General features: G+C 34.8%; 26 protein-coding genes. 14 read left to right on the top strand and 12 right to left on the bottom strand.

All coding sequences use genetic code 11. The annotated features are described in order from the left end of the window. Positions 1–6: 6 nt before the first annotated feature. From Q0941_RS09965 to Q0941_RS09955, 3 genes are all read right to left on the bottom strand, one after another. The gene (locus tag Q0941_RS09965; protein WP_299293741.1) at positions 7–945 is read right to left on the bottom strand and encodes a calcium/sodium antiporter; all 939 of its coding nucleotides are present in this window, start codon (positions 943–945) and stop codon (positions 7–9) included. 123 nt (positions 946–1,068) lie between these two features. Next, positions 1,069–1,446, bottom strand: coding sequence for a hypothetical protein (locus tag Q0941_RS09960; RefSeq protein WP_299293738.1), 378 nt, complete (start codon positions 1,444–1,446; stop codon positions 1,069–1,071). Positions 1,447–1,449: 3 nt separating this feature from the next. Beyond that, on the bottom strand, positions 1,450–2,757 hold the full coding sequence (locus tag Q0941_RS09955; protein WP_299293735.1) for an ammonium transporter: 1,308 nt from the start codon (positions 2,755–2,757) through the stop codon (positions 1,450–1,452). A 115-nt stretch (positions 2,758–2,872) separates the two neighbouring features. Here Q0941_RS09955 and Q0941_RS09950 point away from each other — a divergent pair, with 115 nt between their 5' ends. Further along, entirely contained in the window at positions 2,873–3,202 is a 330-nt protein-coding gene (locus tag Q0941_RS09950; protein ID WP_299293732.1) for a P-II family nitrogen regulator, read from the top strand. Between the two features lie 234 nt (positions 3,203–3,436). On the opposite strand, the gene Q0941_RS09945 is transcribed toward Q0941_RS09950, so the two are convergent. Beyond that, the gene (locus Q0941_RS09945; protein ID WP_299293729.1) at positions 3,437–4,018 is read right to left on the bottom strand and encodes a P-II family nitrogen regulator; all 582 of its coding nucleotides are present in this window, start codon (positions 4,016–4,018) and stop codon (positions 3,437–3,439) included. A gap of 174 nt (positions 4,019–4,192) precedes the next feature. Between Q0941_RS09945 and Q0941_RS09940 the strand changes: the two genes are divergently transcribed. The 9 genes from Q0941_RS09940 to Q0941_RS09900 all read left to right on the top strand — a co-directional run bounded on the left by Q0941_RS09940 (position 4,193) and on the right by Q0941_RS09900 (position 12,323). After that, a complete protein-coding gene (locus Q0941_RS09940) occupies positions 4,193–4,540 on the top strand; it encodes a hypothetical protein (RefSeq protein WP_299293727.1) in 348 nt (115 codons plus the stop codon). Positions 4,541–4,601: 61 nt separating this feature from the next. Then, positions 4,602–5,327 carry a PAC2 family protein gene (locus Q0941_RS09935; protein ID WP_299293724.1) on the top strand — a complete coding sequence of 242 codons (726 nt, stop codon included), beginning with the start codon at positions 4,602–4,604 and terminating at the stop codon, positions 5,325–5,327. 49 nt (positions 5,328–5,376) lie between these two features. Next, positions 5,377–6,399, top strand: coding sequence for a phosphoribosylformylglycinamidine cyclo-ligase (purM, locus tag Q0941_RS09930; protein WP_299293721.1), 1,023 nt, complete (start codon positions 5,377–5,379; stop codon positions 6,397–6,399). A gap of 198 nt (positions 6,400–6,597) precedes the next feature. Continuing rightward, positions 6,598–7,848 (top strand): cation:proton antiporter, encoded by a 1,251-nt coding sequence (locus Q0941_RS09925; protein ID WP_299293718.1) that lies wholly within the window; start codon positions 6,598–6,600, stop codon positions 7,846–7,848. Between the two features lie 48 nt (positions 7,849–7,896). Continuing rightward, a complete protein-coding gene (locus Q0941_RS09920; protein ID WP_299293715.1) occupies positions 7,897–8,106 on the top strand; it encodes a hypothetical protein in 210 nt (69 codons plus the stop codon). A 56-nt stretch (positions 8,107–8,162) separates the two neighbouring features. Further along, positions 8,163–9,746, top strand: coding sequence for an elongator complex protein 3 (locus Q0941_RS09915; RefSeq protein WP_299293712.1), 1,584 nt, complete (start codon positions 8,163–8,165; stop codon positions 9,744–9,746). Positions 9,747–9,749: 3 nt separating this feature from the next. After that, positions 9,750–11,339 carry a lysine--tRNA ligase gene (gene lysS, locus Q0941_RS09910; RefSeq protein ID WP_299293709.1) on the top strand — a complete coding sequence of 530 codons (1,590 nt, stop codon included), beginning with the start codon at positions 9,750–9,752 and terminating at the stop codon, positions 11,337–11,339. Between the two features lie 2 nt (positions 11,340–11,341). After that, positions 11,342–11,542: a hypothetical protein gene (locus Q0941_RS09905; protein ID WP_299293706.1), complete on the top strand. Its 201-nt coding sequence runs from the start codon at positions 11,342–11,344 to the stop codon at positions 11,540–11,542. Positions 11,543–11,549: 7 nt separating this feature from the next. Further along, a complete protein-coding gene (locus Q0941_RS09900; RefSeq protein WP_299293703.1) occupies positions 11,550–12,323 on the top strand; it encodes a DNA repair protein in 774 nt (257 codons plus the stop codon). Here Q0941_RS09900 and Q0941_RS09895 read toward each other — a convergent pair. Next, positions 12,318–12,758 carry a pyridoxamine 5'-phosphate oxidase family protein gene (locus Q0941_RS09895; RefSeq protein ID WP_299293700.1) on the bottom strand — a complete coding sequence of 147 codons (441 nt, stop codon included), beginning with the start codon at positions 12,756–12,758 and terminating at the stop codon, positions 12,318–12,320. The two genes, Q0941_RS09900 and Q0941_RS09895, sit on opposite strands and share 6 nt — an antisense overlap. A 224-nt stretch (positions 12,759–12,982) precedes the next feature. Here Q0941_RS09895 and Q0941_RS09890 point away from each other — a divergent pair, with 224 nt between their 5' ends. Genes Q0941_RS09890 through Q0941_RS09880 form a run of 3 tightly spaced genes read left to right on the top strand, consistent with a single transcriptional unit; the run spans position 12,983 to position 13,654 of the window. After that, a complete protein-coding gene (locus Q0941_RS09890) occupies positions 12,983–13,123 on the top strand; it encodes a hypothetical protein (protein WP_299293697.1) in 141 nt (46 codons plus the stop codon). Between the two features lie 26 nt (positions 13,124–13,149). Then, positions 13,150–13,449, top strand: coding sequence for a hypothetical protein (locus tag Q0941_RS09885; protein ID WP_299293869.1), 300 nt, complete (start codon positions 13,150–13,152; stop codon positions 13,447–13,449). Positions 13,450–13,480: 31 nt separating this feature from the next. After that, entirely contained in the window at positions 13,481–13,654 is a 174-nt protein-coding gene (locus tag Q0941_RS09880) for a hypothetical protein (protein ID WP_299293695.1), read from the top strand. A gap of 283 nt (positions 13,655–13,937) precedes the next feature. Here the strand turns inward: Q0941_RS09880 and Q0941_RS09875 are convergent, their stop codons facing one another. The 4 genes from Q0941_RS09875 to Q0941_RS09860 form a co-directional block, all read right to left on the bottom strand. Further along, complete coding sequence (locus tag Q0941_RS09875; RefSeq protein WP_299293692.1) at positions 13,938–14,270, bottom strand: hypothetical protein; 333 nt, start codon at positions 14,268–14,270, stop codon at positions 13,938–13,940. Between the two features lie 62 nt (positions 14,271–14,332). Continuing rightward, complete coding sequence (locus Q0941_RS09870) at positions 14,333–15,247, bottom strand: NAD(P)-dependent oxidoreductase (RefSeq protein ID WP_299293689.1); 915 nt, start codon at positions 15,245–15,247, stop codon at positions 14,333–14,335. A 40-nt stretch (positions 15,248–15,287) separates the two neighbouring features. Continuing rightward, a complete protein-coding gene (locus Q0941_RS09865) occupies positions 15,288–15,686 on the bottom strand; it encodes a hypothetical protein (RefSeq protein WP_299293686.1) in 399 nt (132 codons plus the stop codon). Between the two features lie 57 nt (positions 15,687–15,743). Beyond that, the gene (locus Q0941_RS09860) at positions 15,744–16,148 is read right to left on the bottom strand and encodes a hypothetical protein (RefSeq protein ID WP_299293683.1); all 405 of its coding nucleotides are present in this window, start codon (positions 16,146–16,148) and stop codon (positions 15,744–15,746) included. A 127-nt stretch (positions 16,149–16,275) separates the two neighbouring features. Here Q0941_RS09860 and Q0941_RS09855 point away from each other — a divergent pair, with 127 nt between their 5' ends. Next, a complete protein-coding gene (locus Q0941_RS09855; protein WP_299293680.1) occupies positions 16,276–16,803 on the top strand; it encodes a hypothetical protein in 528 nt (175 codons plus the stop codon). Between the two features lie 52 nt (positions 16,804–16,855). Here the strand turns inward: Q0941_RS09855 and Q0941_RS09850 are convergent, their stop codons facing one another. From Q0941_RS09850 to Q0941_RS09840, 3 genes are all read right to left on the bottom strand, one after another. Then, on the bottom strand, positions 16,856–17,368 hold the full coding sequence (locus Q0941_RS09850) for a ferritin (protein ID WP_367277492.1): 513 nt from the start codon (positions 17,366–17,368) through the stop codon (positions 16,856–16,858). Positions 17,369–17,451: 83 nt separating this feature from the next. Then, positions 17,452–18,144 (bottom strand): hypothetical protein, encoded by a 693-nt coding sequence (locus tag Q0941_RS09845; protein ID WP_299293674.1) that lies wholly within the window; start codon positions 18,142–18,144, stop codon positions 17,452–17,454. Positions 18,145–18,155: 11 nt separating this feature from the next. Continuing rightward, the gene (locus Q0941_RS09840) at positions 18,156–19,877 is read right to left on the bottom strand and encodes a DUF1254 domain-containing protein (RefSeq protein WP_299293672.1); all 1,722 of its coding nucleotides are present in this window, start codon (positions 19,875–19,877) and stop codon (positions 18,156–18,158) included. Positions 19,878–19,883: the final 6 nt, after the last annotated feature.

Here is a 19,883-nt window from a genome sequence, read left to right as displayed (position 1 = left end):
CACAAATTATCGGAAAAATGTGACTGCCAAGTATACAACATATCCTATTGCCAAACACACACCCATAGCACGACCTATCACTCCAGTTTTAATTGCTATCAATATAGACAAACTAAACAGAATCATTATTACATAATCAACATAGACATCTGCAGAAATCATTACACCGCCTAATGCTGCACCAACTCCCATGATCATCAAAATGTTGTAGATGTTACTACCAATGATATTTCCAATTCCAATGTCAGTGTGGCCTTTTCTGATTGCCATGATTGATGTAATTAATTCAGGAAGGGAAGTACCGATTGCAATTACAGTAAGACCAATAATTTTTTCAGATAAACCAAATTCTTGTGCCAATACAACTGCATTGTCTACAGTTAGAAATGCACCCACATAGAGAAAACCTATTCCAAGTCCAATTAGACCAATTGATTTTAGATAAAAATTACTCTTTTCAGGTACTGGTTCTTCTTTGGATTTTTTTTCACGGTGCTTCATTGCATCTTTGAATGTGTAAACTGCAAAAACACCGAGTCCAACAAGTAGTAGAATTCCATCATACTGAGTTAATTCTCCATCAACTGAAATTGCAACAAGTAATAATGAAACACCCAACATAATTGGAATTTCTTTTCTTAAAACAGATTTTTGGACTGCAAGTGGAACTATAATTGCTGCAATTCCAATCACCATTCCAACATTTGCAATATTGCTTCCAACGATGTTTCCTAAAATGATTGCACTATGTTCTCCAGCTGCAGCTATACTTGCTGCTAATTCAGGAGTTGATGTACCATATGCAACAATGGTCATACCGATTACTAAATTACTAATTCTGAATTTTCTTGCAATTGATGCACCACCACTAACTAGCCAGTTGCCTCCAAAACACAACATAACCAATCCAACTACCGTTAGGGCTGCACTTACTATTACTTCCACAAACAAATTTGAGAAATGGCTAGTTTAAAGGAGATAATATACTATAATTTCACAAATGTAACAATTCAAGCTCATTTAGAGCCTGATTTTAGGCACAAAACAACCAATTTCTATCAAAATATCTTATTTTGATTCTTCAGAAATATGAGAATGAACAAAATCGATGATTTTCAAATAATCAGCTCTTGGTTGGGTGCTGATCAAGAATAATTCATTAGAGTTTATTGGAATAGTAATCAAAGTGACTTTGCCATACTCAGTGATGGATGATTTTTCAGCACCAATCTTGTATGCTAAATTTGTATAAAGTTCTCGTTTTTGTAATGCATAGTGAATTGACATTTTGACATCATCTCCTGACAGCATTTCTTCTACGTTGTCTCGTTGTCCGCCTGCAACTAGCTCACCTTTACTATTTGCAACACCTGCAAAACGAACATCAGAATCTAAATCTAAAACTTGCTGGGATAAATCATCATAATTTGTTGCCATGAGTTTCATCAACTACTTCTTCTTTCTAAAGATTTCATCTTTTTCTTGAAGATTTTCTGTGTATTCATCCATGTCAAGCATAAACTCTTCTTCGTCAGAGTACGCTGATTCGGCATGTTCACTAATATCCAATCCAACATCTTCAACTTCTGGCGAGACTCTAATTCCAATTAGATGTTTAATCACTTGCATCAGAATCCATGTTCCTCCAAATCCAATTGCCGCAGCTACACCAACACCAACAGCTTGAATCCATAGCTGATCAGGATTGCCAAACAGTAAGCCATCAACGCCACCAGGATTAATCATAGTACTTGCAAAGATTCCAATTGCAAGAGAACCTACAATTCCTGCAACACCGTGAACAGAGCTGACATCAAGTGCGTCATCAATCTTTAGTTTTTCTTTGAATAATACTACACCAGAGTATGAGATTACACCGATTGCAATTCCAATGACAAAGGCATGTTCTGCACTAACAAATCCAGATGCAGGAGTAATTCCAGCAAGTCCGGCAATTGCACCATTAATTGTTGCAACAATAGATGGTTTTCCAGTTCTAATCCATGAAAGCCCTGCCCAAATTAGAGCAGATACGGATGAAGCCATATGAGTAACAATTACAGTATTTCCTGCAACACCACCTGATGCTGCCAAGGCACTTCCAGCGTTGAAACCAAACCAACCTAACCAAAGTAGCGAAGAACCAAGTACAGCAAGTGGTATACTATGAGGAATCATTATGGCAGGACCATAGTTTCTTCTTCTACCTAGTACCAATGCAGCAGCTAATGCAGCCATACCAACACTAGTGTGAATTACTATACCTCCAGCAAAGTCAACGACACCTAATTGGGCTAACCAACCGCCACCCCATACCCAGTGTACAAGTGGATAGTAGATCAAGATAGACCATGCAGATATGAATATGATAAAGGAGCTGAACTTCATTCTTTCAGCAATGGTTCCTGTAAGAAGCAATGGAGTAATACATGCAAACATCAATTGGAATTTTACAAACAACACTCCAGGAATTGTTGGAGCAAAGTCTAGAGAATCATCAGATGGAACACCCTTGAGGAATGTCCATTGCATATCCCCAATCAAACCATGCTCTGAAGGACTAAAAGATAAACTAAATCCAAATACAAACCACATAACACTAAGTAGTGCCAAACCAAAGAAGATCTGCATGAAAATTGATGCAGCATTCTTTTTTCGTAAAAGTCCTGATTCAAAGAGACCTAATGCGGGGATCATTAGCAGTACAAGACTTCCAGCAATTAACATCCATGCTGTATCTCCAGAATCAAGAACCATTGAAAAAAATTTTCGTTTTAAATTAATAACAATGACTAAATTTGATTAGCAAATGATTATCATTTGAATATCAAAATCAGAAATTATATTTGTAAAGATGACACAATGAAATCAAATGTTAAAGATCGAAGTAATCCTTGGCAATAACGATGTCATGGCAATTAGTGAGGCATTAAAGAAAATTGGTATTGGAGGCCTTACAGTATCAAAAGTTAGAGGAAGAGGTAAGAACCCAGGTCCCGAAATTCACGCCTCAAAAGGTAGTGAGATTTTTGTGCCTCAATTCAGTGAGAAGTTCAAAATGGAAGCAATCGTTTCTGAGGATACAGAGGATGAAGTAATTTCAATTATCAAAGAACATGGAAGAGTAGGAAAAATCTTTGTTTCACAGATTTTACGTGCAGTAGACATTTCATCTGGCCACGAAGGCGATGAAACTATCTAGAGGAAGAATAATGAACTTACGAAAAAGCAAACTATTCCACAGAGAAAAGATGCAGCCTATCAGACCTAAAGACTACCCAAAAGTTGTTGCAATTTGTGGAATAATTGTTATACCACCTATTCTCTTATTCTTATTATGAAAATATCCAAAATATCAATTGCCAAATTAATTATGGCAGCAGTAGGTCTATCACTAGTTGCAATGTGGTTGTTTTCAGATTATATTTTCTAGAAACTAAAAATCGCCAAAATTATTTTCGTAAACAATTGTAGGATTCTTTAATTGTTTTTCTAAAGTTGGAATTGATTTCATTATACAATAATTTACAAAGTCACTAAATGATTTTATTCTATAATCACTGCGCAATGTCTCTTTGTTTTCTTCATAAATTACTTGTAATTTGTGCAATGTGAATTTTTGTAATGGAACAAATCTACTTCTTTTTGGTAATTGTTTTGATTCAAGTTTTTCTTCAGAATTAATTTCAAGGTCTTGATTTCCGTCAAGAGTTCCCATATCAACTACTTCTTCCATTTCAGAGACGAAGATTTTACCACCATGTGCAGAAGTCAACCCTGAATGAGATGAAATCATTTCTACAACCTGTCTTGCATCTTTGTCAGAAACTACCATCTCAATTTTTGCAAGAGGAATAGATTTTAGACCAGTTGAACCTGCTCTTGATCCTTTTGATTCATCATAGATATTGCTATCATCAAGATTTCGTTTATCAATTATGTAAATTCCAACTATACCCAGTTTAGATTTGATAGTGGGAAAATTCCTTCGTTTGATAACTGCCTCTATCTTCTTCACAAATTTTTTCCAAAAAATGTCTTATTTATGCGGTAAGGTCATTCTCAGCATTAGTATTTGATCGGTCATACGAAATATCAATTCAGGCACAAAAATAGGTGTAAAAAAACCAGCTAGAAAGATCAACAAAGCTCAAGTTAAAGACTAATAAGGTAAAGTACCGTACCATACGGTATGATGCGAGCAAGACTAACATATGTACCACTTGAGGTGGCAGATCAATTCGAAGATTTCATAATAAAAAGAGACGAGCAAATCCTTGATGCAGTAAAAGCAAGGACAAAAGACTACAGTACTTTGTCATTGTTGAAACTATTGTATCAACTCAAAGGAAACCCAATGACGTTTTCAGAATTGTATTCAAAATCAAAGATCAGAATGAAGAAATCATTTCTAAACTATCTTCATTTGTGTGTAGACTACAACTTTATAGAAAAAGAAGCAGTTGGATCTAATGTGATCTATTCAATTACAGACAAGGGACGAACCATGTTGAGTCTCTTTATGCAGAAAAACAGCTAACAAAAAGAGTACAAAATACTTAGTGAGTATAGTAATTAGACAGAACAAATCGACGATAAACGTGCAACAAGAATTTCCAGATGCCGAAGTATTTGAAATAAAAAAAACAGAACTAAAAAATCCAATAATTTTTGCAGGATTTGTAGGGGCAGGTCTAGTTGGACCTGTTGCAATAAATCACATCATAGAGAAATTAAAAATGGAAGAAATTGGTGTAATGAGATCAAAATATCTCCCACCATCAACTGTCTTTATGAGAGGAAGACTACGTCATCCATTTAGATTCTATGCAAATCCAGAAGGAAGTGTTTGTGCAATAATTTGTGAAATCACATTAAGGATGGAAGGGCTGTATTCACTAGTATCTACAATTTTAGATTGGGCAGCAGAAAAGGGCTCAAAAGAAATTGTCATTTTAGATGGAGTTGCAAGCAACGAACATGACGACAAAGCATACTGTGCTGCAGAAGAAGATTTGGTAAGAACAATGGCAGACAAAGATATCAGCATGATTCCACAGGGATTTATCACAGGAATTCCAGGAGGCATACTAAACGAATGCCTAGTAAGAGAGATTCAAGGTTTGACACTATTAGCAAAAGCAAACAAAGTAGCCCCTGATTCAGGAGCAGCTGCAACCCTGATTGAGGCCCTAAATCGATTTTATGAGATGAATATCGACACCACAGAACTCCAAGAAGAGAAAGAGAGAATTCATTCAGAATTTAGTGAATTATCTCAGAAATATGTAGAACATAGAGAAGAGATAGCTGGCATGTACATGTGATCGAATAAGTAAGCAAATTCTTTTATTCAAAGCAAATACGCATCAAACTATGGCTCTGACATACAAAAAAGCAGGGGTAGATATTTCAAAAATCAAACAGAGTCAATTAGCAATTGGGAAATTAATCGCATCAACTCACAAACTTCAGAAAAAAGCAAAGATTGCACATGGTTTTGGACATTATGCAGGAATCGTAGAGATTCCAGGAGGAAAACTTTTGGCAACACATACAGATGGAGTTGGAACCAAAGTTGTAATTGCAAATATGATGAAAAAATACAACACAATAGGAATTGATTGTGTTGCAATGAATGTAAATGACATAATTTGTATCGGTGCAACACCAATATCATTTGTAGATTATATCGCTGCAAACAAAAATGATCAACAAATTTTCAAAAAGATTGTAGAAGGATTAGTTGCAGGTGCAAAAAAATCTGCAATGCCAATTGTAGGTGGAGAGACTGCAATCATGCCAGATGTAATTGAAGGGAAAGGATTTGCATTTGACTTGGCAGGGATGGTGGTAGGATTAGTTGAAAAGAAAAAGATGGTGTTAGGAAATAAAATCAAATCAGGAGATGTGATTATTGGAGCAAAAAGTACAGGAATCCACTCAAATGGATATTCATTGGCAAGAAAAGCAATACTAGGAAAATATTCTGTTAAAGATAAAGTAAAAGGAGTTGGAAAAATTGGAGATGCATTACTAAAACCAACTCAAATCTATACAAATCCAGTTTTAGAAATAATCGACAAATGCAAAGTCAACGGTTTGGCACATATCACAGGCGGAGCATTTACCAAACTTTTACGCCTAAAGAAGATAGGATATGAAATAGATTCACTTCCAAAGATTCCACCAATAATGGGATTGGTAGAAGAGCAAGGAGTAAAGCCTGAAGAGATGTACAAGACATTCAACATGGGTGTAGGATTCTGTGTTGTGGCACCAAAAGATCAAGCCACACGTATCAAAACAATTTTCAAAAAACACAAGATCGTCAGCCAAGAAATAGGACAAATAATATCCAAAAAAGGCGTTTTTGTAAACTCTACAAAAATAGCCTAACAATATTAAGGAAAAAAGGTACAATTACACTGTGAACAAAAACGGCTTACCATTCAAACTTGGAATGGCAACCATAGTTGTGGTAATTGGACTAGTTGTAGGCAGTTTGATCTTCAATTGAAAAATTTAACGCATGCAAAATAATTTTCGACACGATATCACCTTATATGACACATTTTAACAGCCATAATAGGTAAAATGGCAGCAGAGGCACATCTGATTGAAACAATTATCGGAGTAGGAATTCTATTGTTTGCTGCCAAACTGATGGCAGAACTTTTCCTCAGATTAAAGCTCCCAATAGTTTTGGGTGAATTGTTAGCTGGTATGATAGTAGGTCCATTTGCACTTGGACAATTCTTTGTAATTGATGGAAAACAATTGTTGCAAATCAACAGTGAGATTAAGATTCTAGGTGAGATGGGTGCAATCGTGATTTTGTTTATGGCAGGATTAGAAATGACTCCAAAAGAATTCCTTAGAGGGGGAAAGGCATCATTTACAGTTGGAACATTAGGAGTTGTTGTTCCATTTTTTGCAGGGTTTGCAGTATTTGGCGTATTTGGATTCGAAGCGTTAGAATCAATGTTAATTGCGACGGCGCTGACGGCGACAAGTATAGCGATTTCGATTCAGGTGTTAAACGAGTTTGGAAAAATCAAGACTCCCGAAGCTAGATTAATTATTGGTGCAGCGGTTGTTGATGATATTTTAGCAATTGCAGTGTTATCGGTAGTAATTTCAATTACGGGCTCAGATGCAGGAATCGATAGTATCGAGATTACAGATGTAATGATTACAATTCTACAGGTACTTGGATTCTTTGCAATAATGCTGATTGTTGCTGTAATTGTAATACCCAGAGTCATCACACCAAGATTATGGAAGGCCAAAGGTAGTGTTGAAGGAATCGCAACTGCGGCGTTCTTTGGTGCAGCGGCACTTGCAGGTTCAATTGGATTGTCACCGATTGTAGGGGCATTTGCAGTAGGAATGGCGTTATCCACTACCAAAGTATTCGAAAAAGTAGAGAATTTCATCGGAAAGATAGGTCTGATATTTGCACCATTATTCTTTGCAATCATTGGAGCTCAAGTAGATCTTAGAGCAGTAGACATTAACATTCTGATGTTAAGCGGAGCAGTCATAGCAGTAGCTGTTGCAACAAAACTATTTGGATGTGGACTGCCTGCAATGTTCTTTTTGAAAAGCAAAGCTCAAGGACTAAGAGTAGGAATCGGAATGATTTCAAGAGGAGAAGTAGGGCTGATTGTTGCAGGAGTAGGAGTCACTGCAGGAGTTCTAACTTCAGAAGTATATTCAACAATTGTAATCATGGTAGCAGTAACCACCATCATCACACCAATTTGGTTGAAGATGGAATACAGAAAAGAACAGAAAAAAGGCGATGATCCGCCAAGTGAAGAAATAGAACAAAAACCAGAATAATTCATCATAAAGTCTTAAATTGATCAGAGATGGTCATCAAAATATTACATGTCATCAGAAACAACTAACGAACAATTTAGAGCAAACATGTTAGCAGAGATCAAAAATATTCTAACTGATCTTAGTCAAATAAAGAAGATGGCAGCTGGCACAACAAAGAGAAAACCAGCTAGAAAGACTGCTGCAAAGAAGAAGGTAGCAAAGAGAAAACCAGCTAGAAGAGCATCAAAAACAAAACGAACCACCAGGCGAAGATAGGCACAAAATAAGCCAAATTATTTAACGAATTTATGTCTAAATCGAATTGAGCAGTCATGAATAAGCTAGATTCTGAATTATACAAAGCATGTAATGAGATTACTCAAAATTTGCTTACATTTTCAAAACCTAGTAGAAAACAAGTAAAAGAAGAAATCAAAAAAATATGTGCAAAATATTCTCTTGATAGAATTCCAAGAAATCATGAAATTTTATCAGTTGCAAAAAATTCAGAATTTGAGCAATTACGTAAAGTGTTACTCAAAAAACCTGCAAAAACGGCATCAGGTGTTGCAGTAGTTGCATTAATGCCAAAACCATATGCATGTCCACATGGAAGATGCTCATATTGTCCAGGAGGTATTGAATTTAATTCTCCAAATAGTTACACCGGAAATGAACCATCCACACTAAATGCAATAGAAAATGAATATGATCCTAAATTACAAATTACAACAAAAATCGATAAACTAATTGCATTTGGCCATGACCCATCAAAAATGGAAATTGTTATTGTTGGTGGAACATTTTTGTTTATGCCAAAAGACTATCAAGAAAATTTTATCAAATCCTGTTATGATGCATTAAACGGAACAGATTCAAAAACACTAGAGGAAGCAAAACAAAACAACGAACGCGCTTCAATAAGAAATGTAGGATTTACAATTGAAACTAAACCAGATTACTGCAAAAAAGAACATGTTGATTGGATGTTAGATTATGGAATTACTAGAATTGAAATCGGGGTTCAATCTCTTCAAGAAAGAGTTTATGAGATTGTAAACAGAGGTCACAACTATCAAGATGTAGTTGAATCATTTCAGATTTCAAAGGATGCAGGTTACAAACTAGTTGCACATATGATGCCAGGCCTTCCTACAATGACACCAGAAGGAGATGTTGCAGATTTTAAGAAATTATTTTCAGATTCAGACCTTCGTCCAGATATGTTAAAGATATACCCATCACTAGTTATTGAAAATACTCCAATGTATGAAGAATACAAACTTGGAAAATACACTCCATATTCCAATGAAGATATGATCAATGTCTTAACTGAAGTAAAAAAGGACATTCCAAAGTGGGTCAGAATCATGCGTGTACAAAGAGAAATTTCTCCAAATGAAATCATTGCAGGGCCTAAAGCAGGAAATCTCAGACAAATAGTGCTCCAAAATCTTGCCAAACATGGCTTGTCTTGCAAATGCATTAGATGTAGAGAGGCAGGATTGACAAAATCCAATCCAGAAGAAAAAGACATCAAACTAACACGGGTAGATTATGATTCATCAGGAGGAAAAGAAGTATTCTTGTCATTTGAAGACGAAGATGAATCAATTTATGGATTTTTGAGATTAAGAAAACCAAGTGATGATGCACATAGGGATGAAGTCAAATACACATGTATTGTGAGAGAACTACACGTGTATGGTAAATCCTTGAAGATTGGAGAAAAGGAGGAAAATGAAATTCAACATTCTGGATTTGGTAAAAAGTTGATGAAAGAAGCTGAGAAAATATCAAAAGAAGAGTTTGATGCAAAGAAACTTTTGGTGATTAGTGCAGTTGGAACAAGAGAGTATTATCAAAAACTAGGGTATTCGTTATATGGGCCATACATGGCAAAAGAGTTGAGTTAGTTAATGTCTGAACAAGAAATCATAGGTAAAGGAACTTGGATTGACAAATTAGCACATGAATTATTAGAACGAGAAAAATCACTTGGCAGAAATACAGATGTTTTAAGAGTGGAAAGTGGTCTCGGGGCATCAGGAATTCCCCATATTGGAAGTTTAGGGGATGCAGTTAGAGCATATGGTGTTAAACTTGCATTAGAGAATTTAGGATACAAATCAGAATTAATTGCATATTCAGATGATCTTGATGGACTAAGAAAGATTCCAGAAGGAATGAAAGATTTTGGATTAGAAGAACATATTGCAAAACCAGTTTCACTCATTCCAGATCCTTATGGAGAACATGATTCGTATGGAATGCACATGAGTAGCATCCTCCTAGAGGGATTAGAAAAGGTCGGAATAAAATATGAATTCAGACGTGCTAAAGAAACTTACGAAAAGGGATTACTCAAAGACCAAATCCATACAATTTTGCAAAACAGTACCAAGATTGGAGATAAAATTGCAGAACTAGTAGGACAAGAAAAATATCAAAAATATTTGCCATATTTTCCAGTATGTGCACAATGTAATCGCCTCTACACAGCAGAGGCAATAGAGTACATTGCTGATGAAAAGAAGGTAAAGTACAGATGTCATGATGTAGAAATTGGTGGAAAAAAGGTCAAAGGGTGCTGCTATGAAGGAGAAGCAGATATCACAAAAGACTTGGGAAAACTAGCCTGGAAAGTAGAATTTGCTGCACGATGGGCTGCATTTGACATTAGATTTGAAGCATATGGAAAAGACATCATGGATTCAGTTAAAGTAAATGATTGGGTTGCAGATGAAATTTTACAGTTCCCACATCCTCATCATGTAAAATATGAAATGTTCCTAGACAAAGGAGGAAAAAAGATTTCAAAATCTTTGGGTAATGTTCTAACAGCACAGAGATGGATGGAATTTGGAAGTCCAAAATCAATTTTGCTATTGTTGTATAAGAGAATCACAGGAGCTAGAGAATTAGGTTTAGAAGACATACCATCATTGATGGGCGAATATAATGAATTAGAAGACATCTATTTTGGAAGAATCAAGGTAGATAATCCTGCAAAGCTGACAAAATCAAAAGGACTCTATGAATATGTCAACTTGTTGAATCCACCAAAGCAAGCAAGTACACATGTCAACTACAGATTACTAGTAGAACTATCAAAAATATTCAAAGAAGATAGAAAAGACAGGGTAATGAAAAAACTCCTTGACTATGGAGTAATTAAAAATCCAGAACCAGAAATTGAAGAGCTAATTGAGATTGCAGGAAATTACTCAGATGAATTTGATGAACAAGAAAAAACTGAAATTGATTTAGATGAAACTGCTAAAAAGGCATTAAGAATTCTTGTTGAGAAATTGGGAGGAGATGAAGAGCCTGAAGATATTCAAAATACAATTTACCAGATTGCAAAATCAAATGATGTGCAACCAAAAGACTTTTTCAAAATATTGTATCAGATAATCTTAGGGACATCCAGAGGTCCAAAGATAGGTCCATTCATTTCAGATATTGGAAGAAAGCAGGTTGCAAAAACAATTTCAGAATACGTATAGGTATGGCTCATAGCGAACACAACAGATCAAAAAACAGCGGAGGGTTTGCACTCATAATTTTTGGTGCACTATTGTTATTTTTGGCCCCAAATATCTATCCAAGTATGCCTGAATTAGGCACAGTTTCATTAATCGGGGGAATAATTATTGGAGCAATTGGGTTTTATCTGAAATTTATCAAAGGAAGACAAAGAAAGGTGTAAGAGAGAAATGGGATTTTTTGGAAAAAAGAAGGAAGAAGGATATGCTGAAGAGAGTCTAAAAAAAGAAAACGAAGACGAACCACGTAAAGGAGAACTACTAACAGCATTAGAAAAACTGGAATTTCAAGTCAAAGAGCAAAAAGCAGAAAGAGACCAACTCTTAGAACGAGTGAAAATTGTAAAAGATGAGTATGACGCTACCATCAGTAATTTAATGATGGTAAAAAAAGAGCTAAACCAGAAAAAATTAGAATTAGATGTTGCACAAAGAGAACATAAATCAATTTTAGAGAAAATCAAAGGACTAGATAGAATCAAAGATGATGCAAAACAAACTGAGTTTGTAAAAACTGAAGCTGAACTAGAGAAAATCAAAAAAGAGCTTGAAGAAATGACAAAAGAGCATGAAAAAGTAAAGGAAGAAATGACCAAAGGACAGTCAGATCTTCATTTAATTAGAAAACAGCAAATTGATGTCGAAAAAGAACTTGAAGAAGCAAATTCAAGATTGTATAATGCTAAAGAAGAACTAGAGAAAAAAGATCAATTCCAAGATACAAGTGTTTTAACTCCTAAAGAAAGAAAATTCATAGAAGGCGAAACTGGAAAAGATGTATCTTCAGGAGTCATTGAAGCTGCAAGTGCAGTTGTAGGTTCTTTAAAATCAAAACTAAGTACAACTCAAAAAGAACTTGATACAGTTCAGAATCTTTTAGAAAAAGAAAGAGAAGCACATGCTGAAACTAGAAAAGAACTTGAAAAGTTAAAATCAGAATCATAGATTCTCAAAATGCTTTTTCCATTTTGCCCTAATATCATCCTCAGAGAGTCCCATATCATATAGTGGAGAAGTCACTTCAGAGACCTTTGAGACATCTACTAGAACAATAGACCCTATGGGACTTTTGATGCCTTTATCACGATAAAATGACATAATTTCATCAAATTGACTTCCATCATTTAGAATTCTGGCTTTACCTGAGAAAAGATATCCCTTTCTTGATAGAGGATCAATTGAATTAATCTCCACATTTGGATTTGACTGTAAATTCTTCATAGTGTCAGGAGAACGAATATCTGCAAATGCAAGTGTATTTTCATCCCATCCAATTATGGTTCCCTTTGGAGAAAGATTGGGCATTCCATCTTCAGAAACAGTGGCAACATATCCTAACTTGTGTAAATCCAAAAATGCTTTGATTTCAGATGTAATCATGACTACAAAATTATCAAAACTTTGATGTATTAATTTTCAATGCTAACGCATGACTTCAGCCATAAACTGAGAGAAGAAGAAAAACCCTATCCCACCACCAATAATTGCCACCCATGCGGCAATTTGTTTGATTTTAGACATTAAAGAAATTTTTTCAAACCTACTATTGAATCTAATTGAATCATTCAGACAATTATAATTAGATTAGACATAGATAACAAGTAATGGCAAGTATCAAAGATGTAGGCAAATTCTTTGTATTCATCATAGGCGGACTAGTGGCAATAATTGTTGGTTCATTTATGATTCGAGGAACTATGCACATGTGGGACAAGCCAGAAGACCACAAGGAAGACAAGGACTAAAAACAAGCTATCAGATTTACTTTGCAGTGTTACAAGACTCTTCAATTAGAAAATCACTAGACCAATACATTTCACGAAGAATTCAAGAGATTCCAACTGAAATAAAACAAACTTTTCCAAACGTCAAACAAATTTGGAAATGTGAAAATGAAATTGATTTTCTTTACGGGTATTATGTTGGAAAAATTGAAGAAGGTGCATTGCATTATTTACTAAAGGCAACAAGAGCATCAGCTGGTGGATATGTTGATACTTTTGAGATCAGAGGAATAATAGAGACACATAAGACAGAACTAATGAAGACAATTACAGATTCTATCAATTAAAGTAAAAATAGTCCATAAATGCTGTAAATACATGGTTGGACCACAGGATGGCGGATTTGGATTTGATCAATCAAAAAAATATACCGATGTTGAAAATTTAGAAGAAATTTGTGTTCAATGTCAAGCTGGACAACACAAAAATTGTTTGCAGAAAGCAAAAAAACAAGATAATTGTGAATGTGAGCATTGCATAATTTATGGATAAAAAATTAGATTAAATTTATTTAATATTGTAAAAAAACAAAAACGCATGTCAAGCCAGTACAAATTTCAATGTGCATATTGTGGTTTGGATTTTGGCTCAGATGTTATAGAGTTGGCATTACATATAGGAAAAGTGCACGATCCTCCTAGAAAAAAAGATTCGGAAATGAGTAGTTTATGAAATGCAGTAATAGAAAAACTGGATGTTATCATGACAGTTCAGTTCATCTTGATGGAAATGGGAAATGCATTGTAAGAGGATGCAAATGTGAAAAATTTGAAACCTAGAGACCAGATAGTTTGTTTTCTAATTCTTTGATTTCGTTTTGACAGGAATCTGAAGCCTGTTGTGCAAATTCTTTGTGAGCAGCGACTATTGCAGTTAGTGCTTCTTTGTAGTCAGGATGACCTTTTTTGAGAACATCACAAGACTCTAGTGCTGTAATGTGGCCTGTAACTGTTGCAATTGCACCTTTTTGATTGAATTTTACAATTCCACCAAAGGCCTCAATGAGCATAAATGCAGAATCTGCCTTGCATTTGTAGGTAACACGGCCTGTTTCAGTATTGAATAATTGTGTAATTCCTCCAGGTTTTCTTGTTACTGTAACAGTCATGAAGTGATTAAAAATAATGGGATATTAATTATTTTTTAAAATATCTTAAAGATCAAAAAAAATCATAGTAAGATATTTTTTTCTTTCATTTCTGAAATTACTTTTGGAATTCCTTCTTTGTAAGAAGGAAATTTGAAAGAATAAATTTCTGAAATTTTTTTGTTTGAAACCTTCATGGATGTTGTTAGAAGTTTAATTAAATCCGAACCCAATGCTGCTTTTGCAAGAAAAACAGGAACGCTGCCAGGGTGTTTTTGTCCCAATTGATCTGCAGTATAATTTACAAAATCTTTGAAAAAGACAGGAGAAGAATCAGCAACAATAAATGATTCTCCAAATGATTCTTTTTCATAAATTGCAATCATACTACCAACAGCGTCATCCACATTAACAAATCCCTTGAAATATTTTCCTCCACCTGGTACTCTGAATGATTTTTTTTGTAATCTTTTTGCAAGAATATCTGAAAACCAGCCCTCTGAACCATAAACGTCTCCAAAATATACAACTGAAAAATTAATTCCATTTTGCTGGCACTTTTCTCTTAAGAAATTTTCTGCTTTCAATCTAATGTCAACAAATTTGGTATTAGGATTTTGAGGGTGAGACTCGTCAATGATTTTATCTCCTGGTTCTCCAAATACCCCTAAACCAGAGACATAAATCAAAGACTTTGTTTTGCCATTAATTGCATTAAAGAGATTTTTTGTGCCTGTAAGGTTCACATTTTCCAGTACTTTGGCATTTTTTTCTAATGGAGTGCATGAAGCCAAATGAAACACACAATCAAAACAATCATCAAAATGCAGAGTGTCGCTGGTAAGGTCCCCAACAATTTCCTTTGTCTTTACTTTTGTATGCCTACCATTTCTCACCAAGGCAGATACAGAATATCCTTTCTCAGTAAGTGTGGATACTAGTCTAGTTCCAATAAAGCCCGTGGCTCCTGTGACTAAAACGGATTTGTTATCAACCAAAAATCATCACCCTCAAAATATCAACTAGATCTACTTGAAACTATTTTTGAGATTTTATAAAATCAACAATCGACAAAATATGACCCATATCGGCAATATTTCCATAATTTTTTGTCTTTGAACTTTTCTTTGCGGTATTATCAATACTTAGAAACAATACGTGTCCACGACCCAAAGGAATACTTACACGCTTAATTTTTTCATAGGATGCAATCGAGTATAATCCAGAGCCAACTTGGTTTGAAATTTTAGAGTTTTCCTCCCAAGCATCAATAGTTCTTTTGATAGCTTTTTTTGTTTCATCCAAGGGAACGATATTTTTTACACCTTCTCTTTGGCTGTTCCAAAGAATTTCACCTTGGTCATTGCATATTGCAGCAAATCTAACTGACTTGTTAAAGTCCATAATCATATTCAAAAGTTTTTCATTCTTATCCATAATGACTCACCGGCATTTTCAGTAATAAGGATTTGAGATTTTTCATATAGTGCCAACTCATTCAAATGTATTTACAAAATCCACAATAGACATTATCTTTCCCATCTCAACTAGTCTTCCATAACTTTTCTTCTTGGATTTTTTTAGCGGCTCATTGTCAACACTGATCAGTAACAAATGAAATGCATCAATTGGAATTGTAATTCGTTTAATTTTTTTGAATGATGTAATGTGATACATTGCCCTACCAAGATTATTTTTTTCCTCTAGTTTGCATCGTTCTACCCACTCATCAGCCTCACGAACTAGTGTTTTTTTAGTTTCTGAAAGAGGAATTTTAATTTCTACATCATTTCTTTTTGAATGCCACAAAATTTTTCCAGAGGTGTCACTTATTGCAGCAAATCGAATTGTATTGTTAAAGTCCATTAACATGTCAAGCAATTTTTCATATCTTGTCATACAGAATAAATTATGAAAGAATTGAATAAAAGGGATGATGTAGTATTGGCACTAGTTACCAAAAAAATACTTTCCTTATATTTTGTAAAATGAAAAATCACTTATGGATAATCCCTACACACATTTTGTGAATCAAGTCTGGGAAGAGTTCCCACAGCTTGAAGAATGGCACAATTTAGATAACTCCAATCTCCCCAAATGGAAATTAGAACAATTCATAGATGCAGGTTATCACAATTTTGTTGCAGAAAGAAAGCCTTTGTACAATCTTAGTAAAATGATTGAGAAGTATGCTCAAGAGCACAATGAACCATTGCTTGCAACCTTTGAGAAAATTGCAAGATTTTCTTTTGTAAAGAAGAGATATCAAGTTATGGCAAAAGAAATTCCAAAACTTTGGATAGTTGCAGATTATGATAAATCAATACCAAACAAGGAATTAATCCCAAATGCCAAATTTTTGAGTTGTAAAAATACCAATCTTGCAAATGTTTGGACAGTGATTACCAGAGGTCCTTATGGCCCATTTGGTCTTATTGCTGAAGAATTTGAAGATGGTAAATTTAGAGGATTTTTTACACTGAATTCCAATGTCTGCAGATACGCTCTTCAGGTAATGGGTAAAACCCTAGGAACAAAATTCACAATTCAATAATTCTTTATTTTCAAAAATAAAGTGAAAAAAAAGTAAATCAGCAGACTAGAGTCTATGCTGCAGAATCTGTAGCACCAGCTTGAGAGGCCAAAATTTTGTCAATTTCATTTATTGCCAATTTGTCTCTTCCAATAAGATCAAATTTTTGCAATAGATCCTCAAACTTTGTTTCTTCTTGGACTTGTTCATTTACGAACCACTCTAAGAATGCATAGCTACAATGATCTTTTTCTTTGTGTGCAAGGTCTACAATTTTATGAATTGCTTTAGTAACAGCTTGTTCATTTTTTAATGCGGTTTTGATTAAACCCTCTAATGATTTGTAAGAACTTGCAGGAGCTTTTACAGTAGGAATTGTTGCAGTAGCTCCAATATCATTTAGATATTTTACAAACTTTAGCATATGATCACGCTCTTCAGTTGATTGTGCATAAAAGTAACTTGCACCACCATGGTAACCTGTCACCTCACACCAAGAAGCCATTGCCATGTATGTGCTTGATGCTCCATACTCCATGGCAATTTGATCATTGATTGCTTTTTTCATTTTTGGTGAAATTCTCATTGTAATATGAATATCAATTTCAATTAAAAAGACTTGCGAAAATTAGGATCGTCTAATTAGGCAAATCTAATTCAAAAAAATATCTAAGATTCAGGAGAAGATAAATGAACTCCTACGCATTCAAAATTTGTTCTGTCTCGAATTTCTGAATCCTGAATTCCTGAAAACTGATAGATGAATGTAGTATCTTGCAGATAAGTTCCATAACTAGTAATTTCACATTTTTCGAATTCCCATGTTTGAATTACATTGCTTTGACCATCAAGAACATCAACATCAATATCAAATTCATTTAGTGAATCTCCCCTATCCATCCAATCTGCAACAAATGCATAAAATCCTCGTTTATCAGCACTTGGAAGTGATTCTAGAAAGAATTTAGGGGATGTATCTCGAAAATCATACATTCTGCCTCTAGGATCATCAGCATCACCTGGTTGAGAGGTGGATAATTCAAATTTTTCAAAATAATGGACAGGTAAGGGTTCAACGATATTTGAGATTGTTACTCTAAATGATTGTGCACGTTCTTCATCAGAATATTTTGTTTGTGCAGCAGTTACTTCGGTAATCGGAATAGGAACATCAATTATTCCATTAACAATAAGATATTCTAAAGAACTAATGTAATCAGACTCACCGATAGTTCCTTCAGACCACCACTTTGCGTTATTTTTGACCCATTCAGGAATTTCAGAATCATTTGCAAACGCAGAAAATGAAAAACCAAATGAAGCGATTAGTAAAACAGACAAAAATATTGAAAAAGATTTCATTTCACAATACCCTAATTTTCAATCTTTACAACTTCGGGTAATTGCCAAGATTTATCAAAATAAAATTCAGTTGGAGAATAGAATCTCATATAGATAAAGAAACCATCTCCTTCATTGGTTTTGATCCAATTACTTTCATAACCTTCAGGAGTTTCTGGGCCAAAGTAGACATCGTAAGAACCATCTTCATTTACCAACAGTTTGTCAGATTCTAATGAACGAATTCCAGGTAATGGTTGTAATCCATTATTAATCATTGAACGGGTTTCTGCATCATATACTACAATAGACCAAAAGTTTTCAGCTGGAACATTGGCAGGAATATTCAAGTGATACAAGTTTGAGCCCTTAAGGAACTCATCGTTGGAATCACGATAAGTTCCAACATATTTTGAGCCTTTTCCAATCATTTCCAACACCATTGCTTCAGCAGTGGTAATGGCTTGATACATGAAAGACATTCTTTGTTCAATTTGTGTTACTCCTCGTTCATCTTCATATCGAGGATTTTTTGTCATAAAGGCAAGTTCATAATTTTTGTCAGGCCAAAATAGATAGGGTTCTTTGACAGGTGAATCAAACGCAATATTGCGGGCCATAAGATTTGCAATTACTGCGGCTTTATCCAAAATTTCTCTAGTGTGTTCATCAGGAGTAAATGGTTCTCCAGGTACAATTCCAATAGTATGCATCAATCCAACCAAGTTTTTGTCTTCAGGTCGAACTACTGTTTCTTTAGAATAAACTTCATGAAGTAATTCCCAATATCCATCAGTTGTAGGATATGAAAGTTTTAGAGACTCACCGCTTACATCGATGAATTTGACTTTGGGAGGATTATCAAGTTCAGATAATTTGAAAATATTTACTTTAGTGATTAGATCTTCAGCAGCTGCTTTATCAGGAGCATTGACAAATGCACGTGCCATTGTAATAATTTGCATTGTATCAGATTGGAAAACAAAATGATTTTCAGTTTCATCATTAAAGATAGATGGAATTTCACCATCAAACCCAGGAGGAAGGAATAAGAAATAAGCTTCTTTTCCTTCATTAGGACCTACAATTCCCCAATCAGTAATTACTTGTTGGTAAATGTTATCAGCATGTCCCTGAAGATTTCCTTCTGGCATGTGGACTACAATGGGCCCATCAGAAAGATCTTGCAGACTCATGAAATACAAAACAGATGTGTTTCCAGTAAGCAAATCAATTTCTGAATTCATAAAGTCAGACCAATAAACAACATCACCAGGAGCTGCACCTACTTTATGTTGCTCATAAAAAATTCCAGCACCACTTACTGCAGGTAATGCAAGATGATAAACTTGAACGGCTCTGAGATATAGTAATTCATCATCAAGAAGTTCTGCAGACTCAGGAGTCAGATAATCATGATCTAGTGTGATAGTACCTTTGTGGGTTTCAATTGTTTCAATACCTAACAAAGGATCTCTTTCAGATGGCATTTCAGGCACTACATCTTCGGTAGTTTCAGGAATTTCAGGTTCTATTTTTACATCAGAAAAAGATACAATCTCTGCCATTCCAAGACGAGACCAAAGAGATGCAGCAGATTGACTTGTACAGATGTAATCCATACTATTTGTTCTAAAAACTAGAACCTGACCATCTCTACATTCAGTTTCAATATCTTCAGGTTGTAAAGAGAAAGCAGGTAGAATTCCCATTGAAAGAATTACAGGAATTAATGCAAACAGAACTATTTTCACACATAG

It is taken from the genome of Candidatus Nitrosopumilus sp. (assembly GCF_028278985.1).
Taxonomy (GTDB): domain Archaea; phylum Thermoproteota; class Nitrososphaeria; order Nitrososphaerales; family Nitrosopumilaceae; genus Nitrosopumilus.
This window is presented reverse-complemented; position numbering and strand designations above follow the sequence as displayed.

Bases quoted from the DNA above. Each gene is read 5' to 3' on its own strand.
- Q0941_RS09960 (WP_299293738.1), bottom strand. From the start codon at position 1,446: ATGAAACTCATGGCAACAAATTATGATGATTTATCCCAGCAAGTTTTA.
- Q0941_RS09955 (WP_299293735.1), bottom strand. From the start codon at position 2,757: ATGGTTCTTGATTCTGGAGATACAGCATGGATGTTAATTGCTGGAAGT.
- Q0941_RS09950 (WP_299293732.1), top strand. From the start codon at position 2,873: ATGTTAAAGATCGAAGTAATCCTTGGCAATAACGATGTCATGGCAATT.
- Q0941_RS09940 (WP_299293727.1), top strand. From the start codon at position 4,193: ATGATGCGAGCAAGACTAACATATGTACCACTTGAGGTGGCAGATCAA.
- purM (WP_299293721.1), top strand. From the start codon at position 5,377: ATGGCTCTGACATACAAAAAAGCAGGGGTAGATATTTCAAAAATCAAA.
- Q0941_RS09925 (WP_299293718.1), top strand. From the start codon at position 6,598: ATGGCAGCAGAGGCACATCTGATTGAAACAATTATCGGAGTAGGAATT.
- Q0941_RS09920 (WP_299293715.1), top strand. From the start codon at position 7,897: ATGTCATCAGAAACAACTAACGAACAATTTAGAGCAAACATGTTAGCA.
- Q0941_RS09915 (WP_299293712.1), top strand. From the start codon at position 8,163: ATGAATAAGCTAGATTCTGAATTATACAAAGCATGTAATGAGATTACT.
- lysS (WP_299293709.1), top strand. From the start codon at position 9,750: ATGTCTGAACAAGAAATCATAGGTAAAGGAACTTGGATTGACAAATTA.
- Q0941_RS09905 (WP_299293706.1), top strand. From the start codon at position 11,342: ATGGCTCATAGCGAACACAACAGATCAAAAAACAGCGGAGGGTTTGCA.
- Q0941_RS09900 (WP_299293703.1), top strand. From the start codon at position 11,550: ATGGGATTTTTTGGAAAAAAGAAGGAAGAAGGATATGCTGAAGAGAGT.
- Q0941_RS09895 (WP_299293700.1), bottom strand. From the start codon at position 12,758: ATGATTACATCTGAAATCAAAGCATTTTTGGATTTACACAAGTTAGGA.
- Q0941_RS09890 (WP_299293697.1), top strand. From the start codon at position 12,983: ATGGCAAGTATCAAAGATGTAGGCAAATTCTTTGTATTCATCATAGGC.
- Q0941_RS09880 (WP_299293695.1), top strand. From the start codon at position 13,481: ATGGTTGGACCACAGGATGGCGGATTTGGATTTGATCAATCAAAAAAA.
- Q0941_RS09875 (WP_299293692.1), bottom strand. From the start codon at position 14,270: ATGACTGTTACAGTAACAAGAAAACCTGGAGGAATTACACAATTATTC.
- Q0941_RS09865 (WP_299293686.1), bottom strand. From the start codon at position 15,686: ATGGATAAGAATGAAAAACTTTTGAATATGATTATGGACTTTAACAAG.
- Q0941_RS09860 (WP_299293683.1), bottom strand. From the start codon at position 16,148: ATGACAAGATATGAAAAATTGCTTGACATGTTAATGGACTTTAACAAT.
- Q0941_RS09850 (WP_367277492.1), bottom strand. From the start codon at position 17,368: ATGAGAATTTCACCAAAAATGAAAAAAGCAATCAATGATCAAATTGCC.
- Q0941_RS09845 (WP_299293674.1), bottom strand. From the start codon at position 18,144: ATGAAATCTTTTTCAATATTTTTGTCTGTTTTACTAATCGCTTCATTT.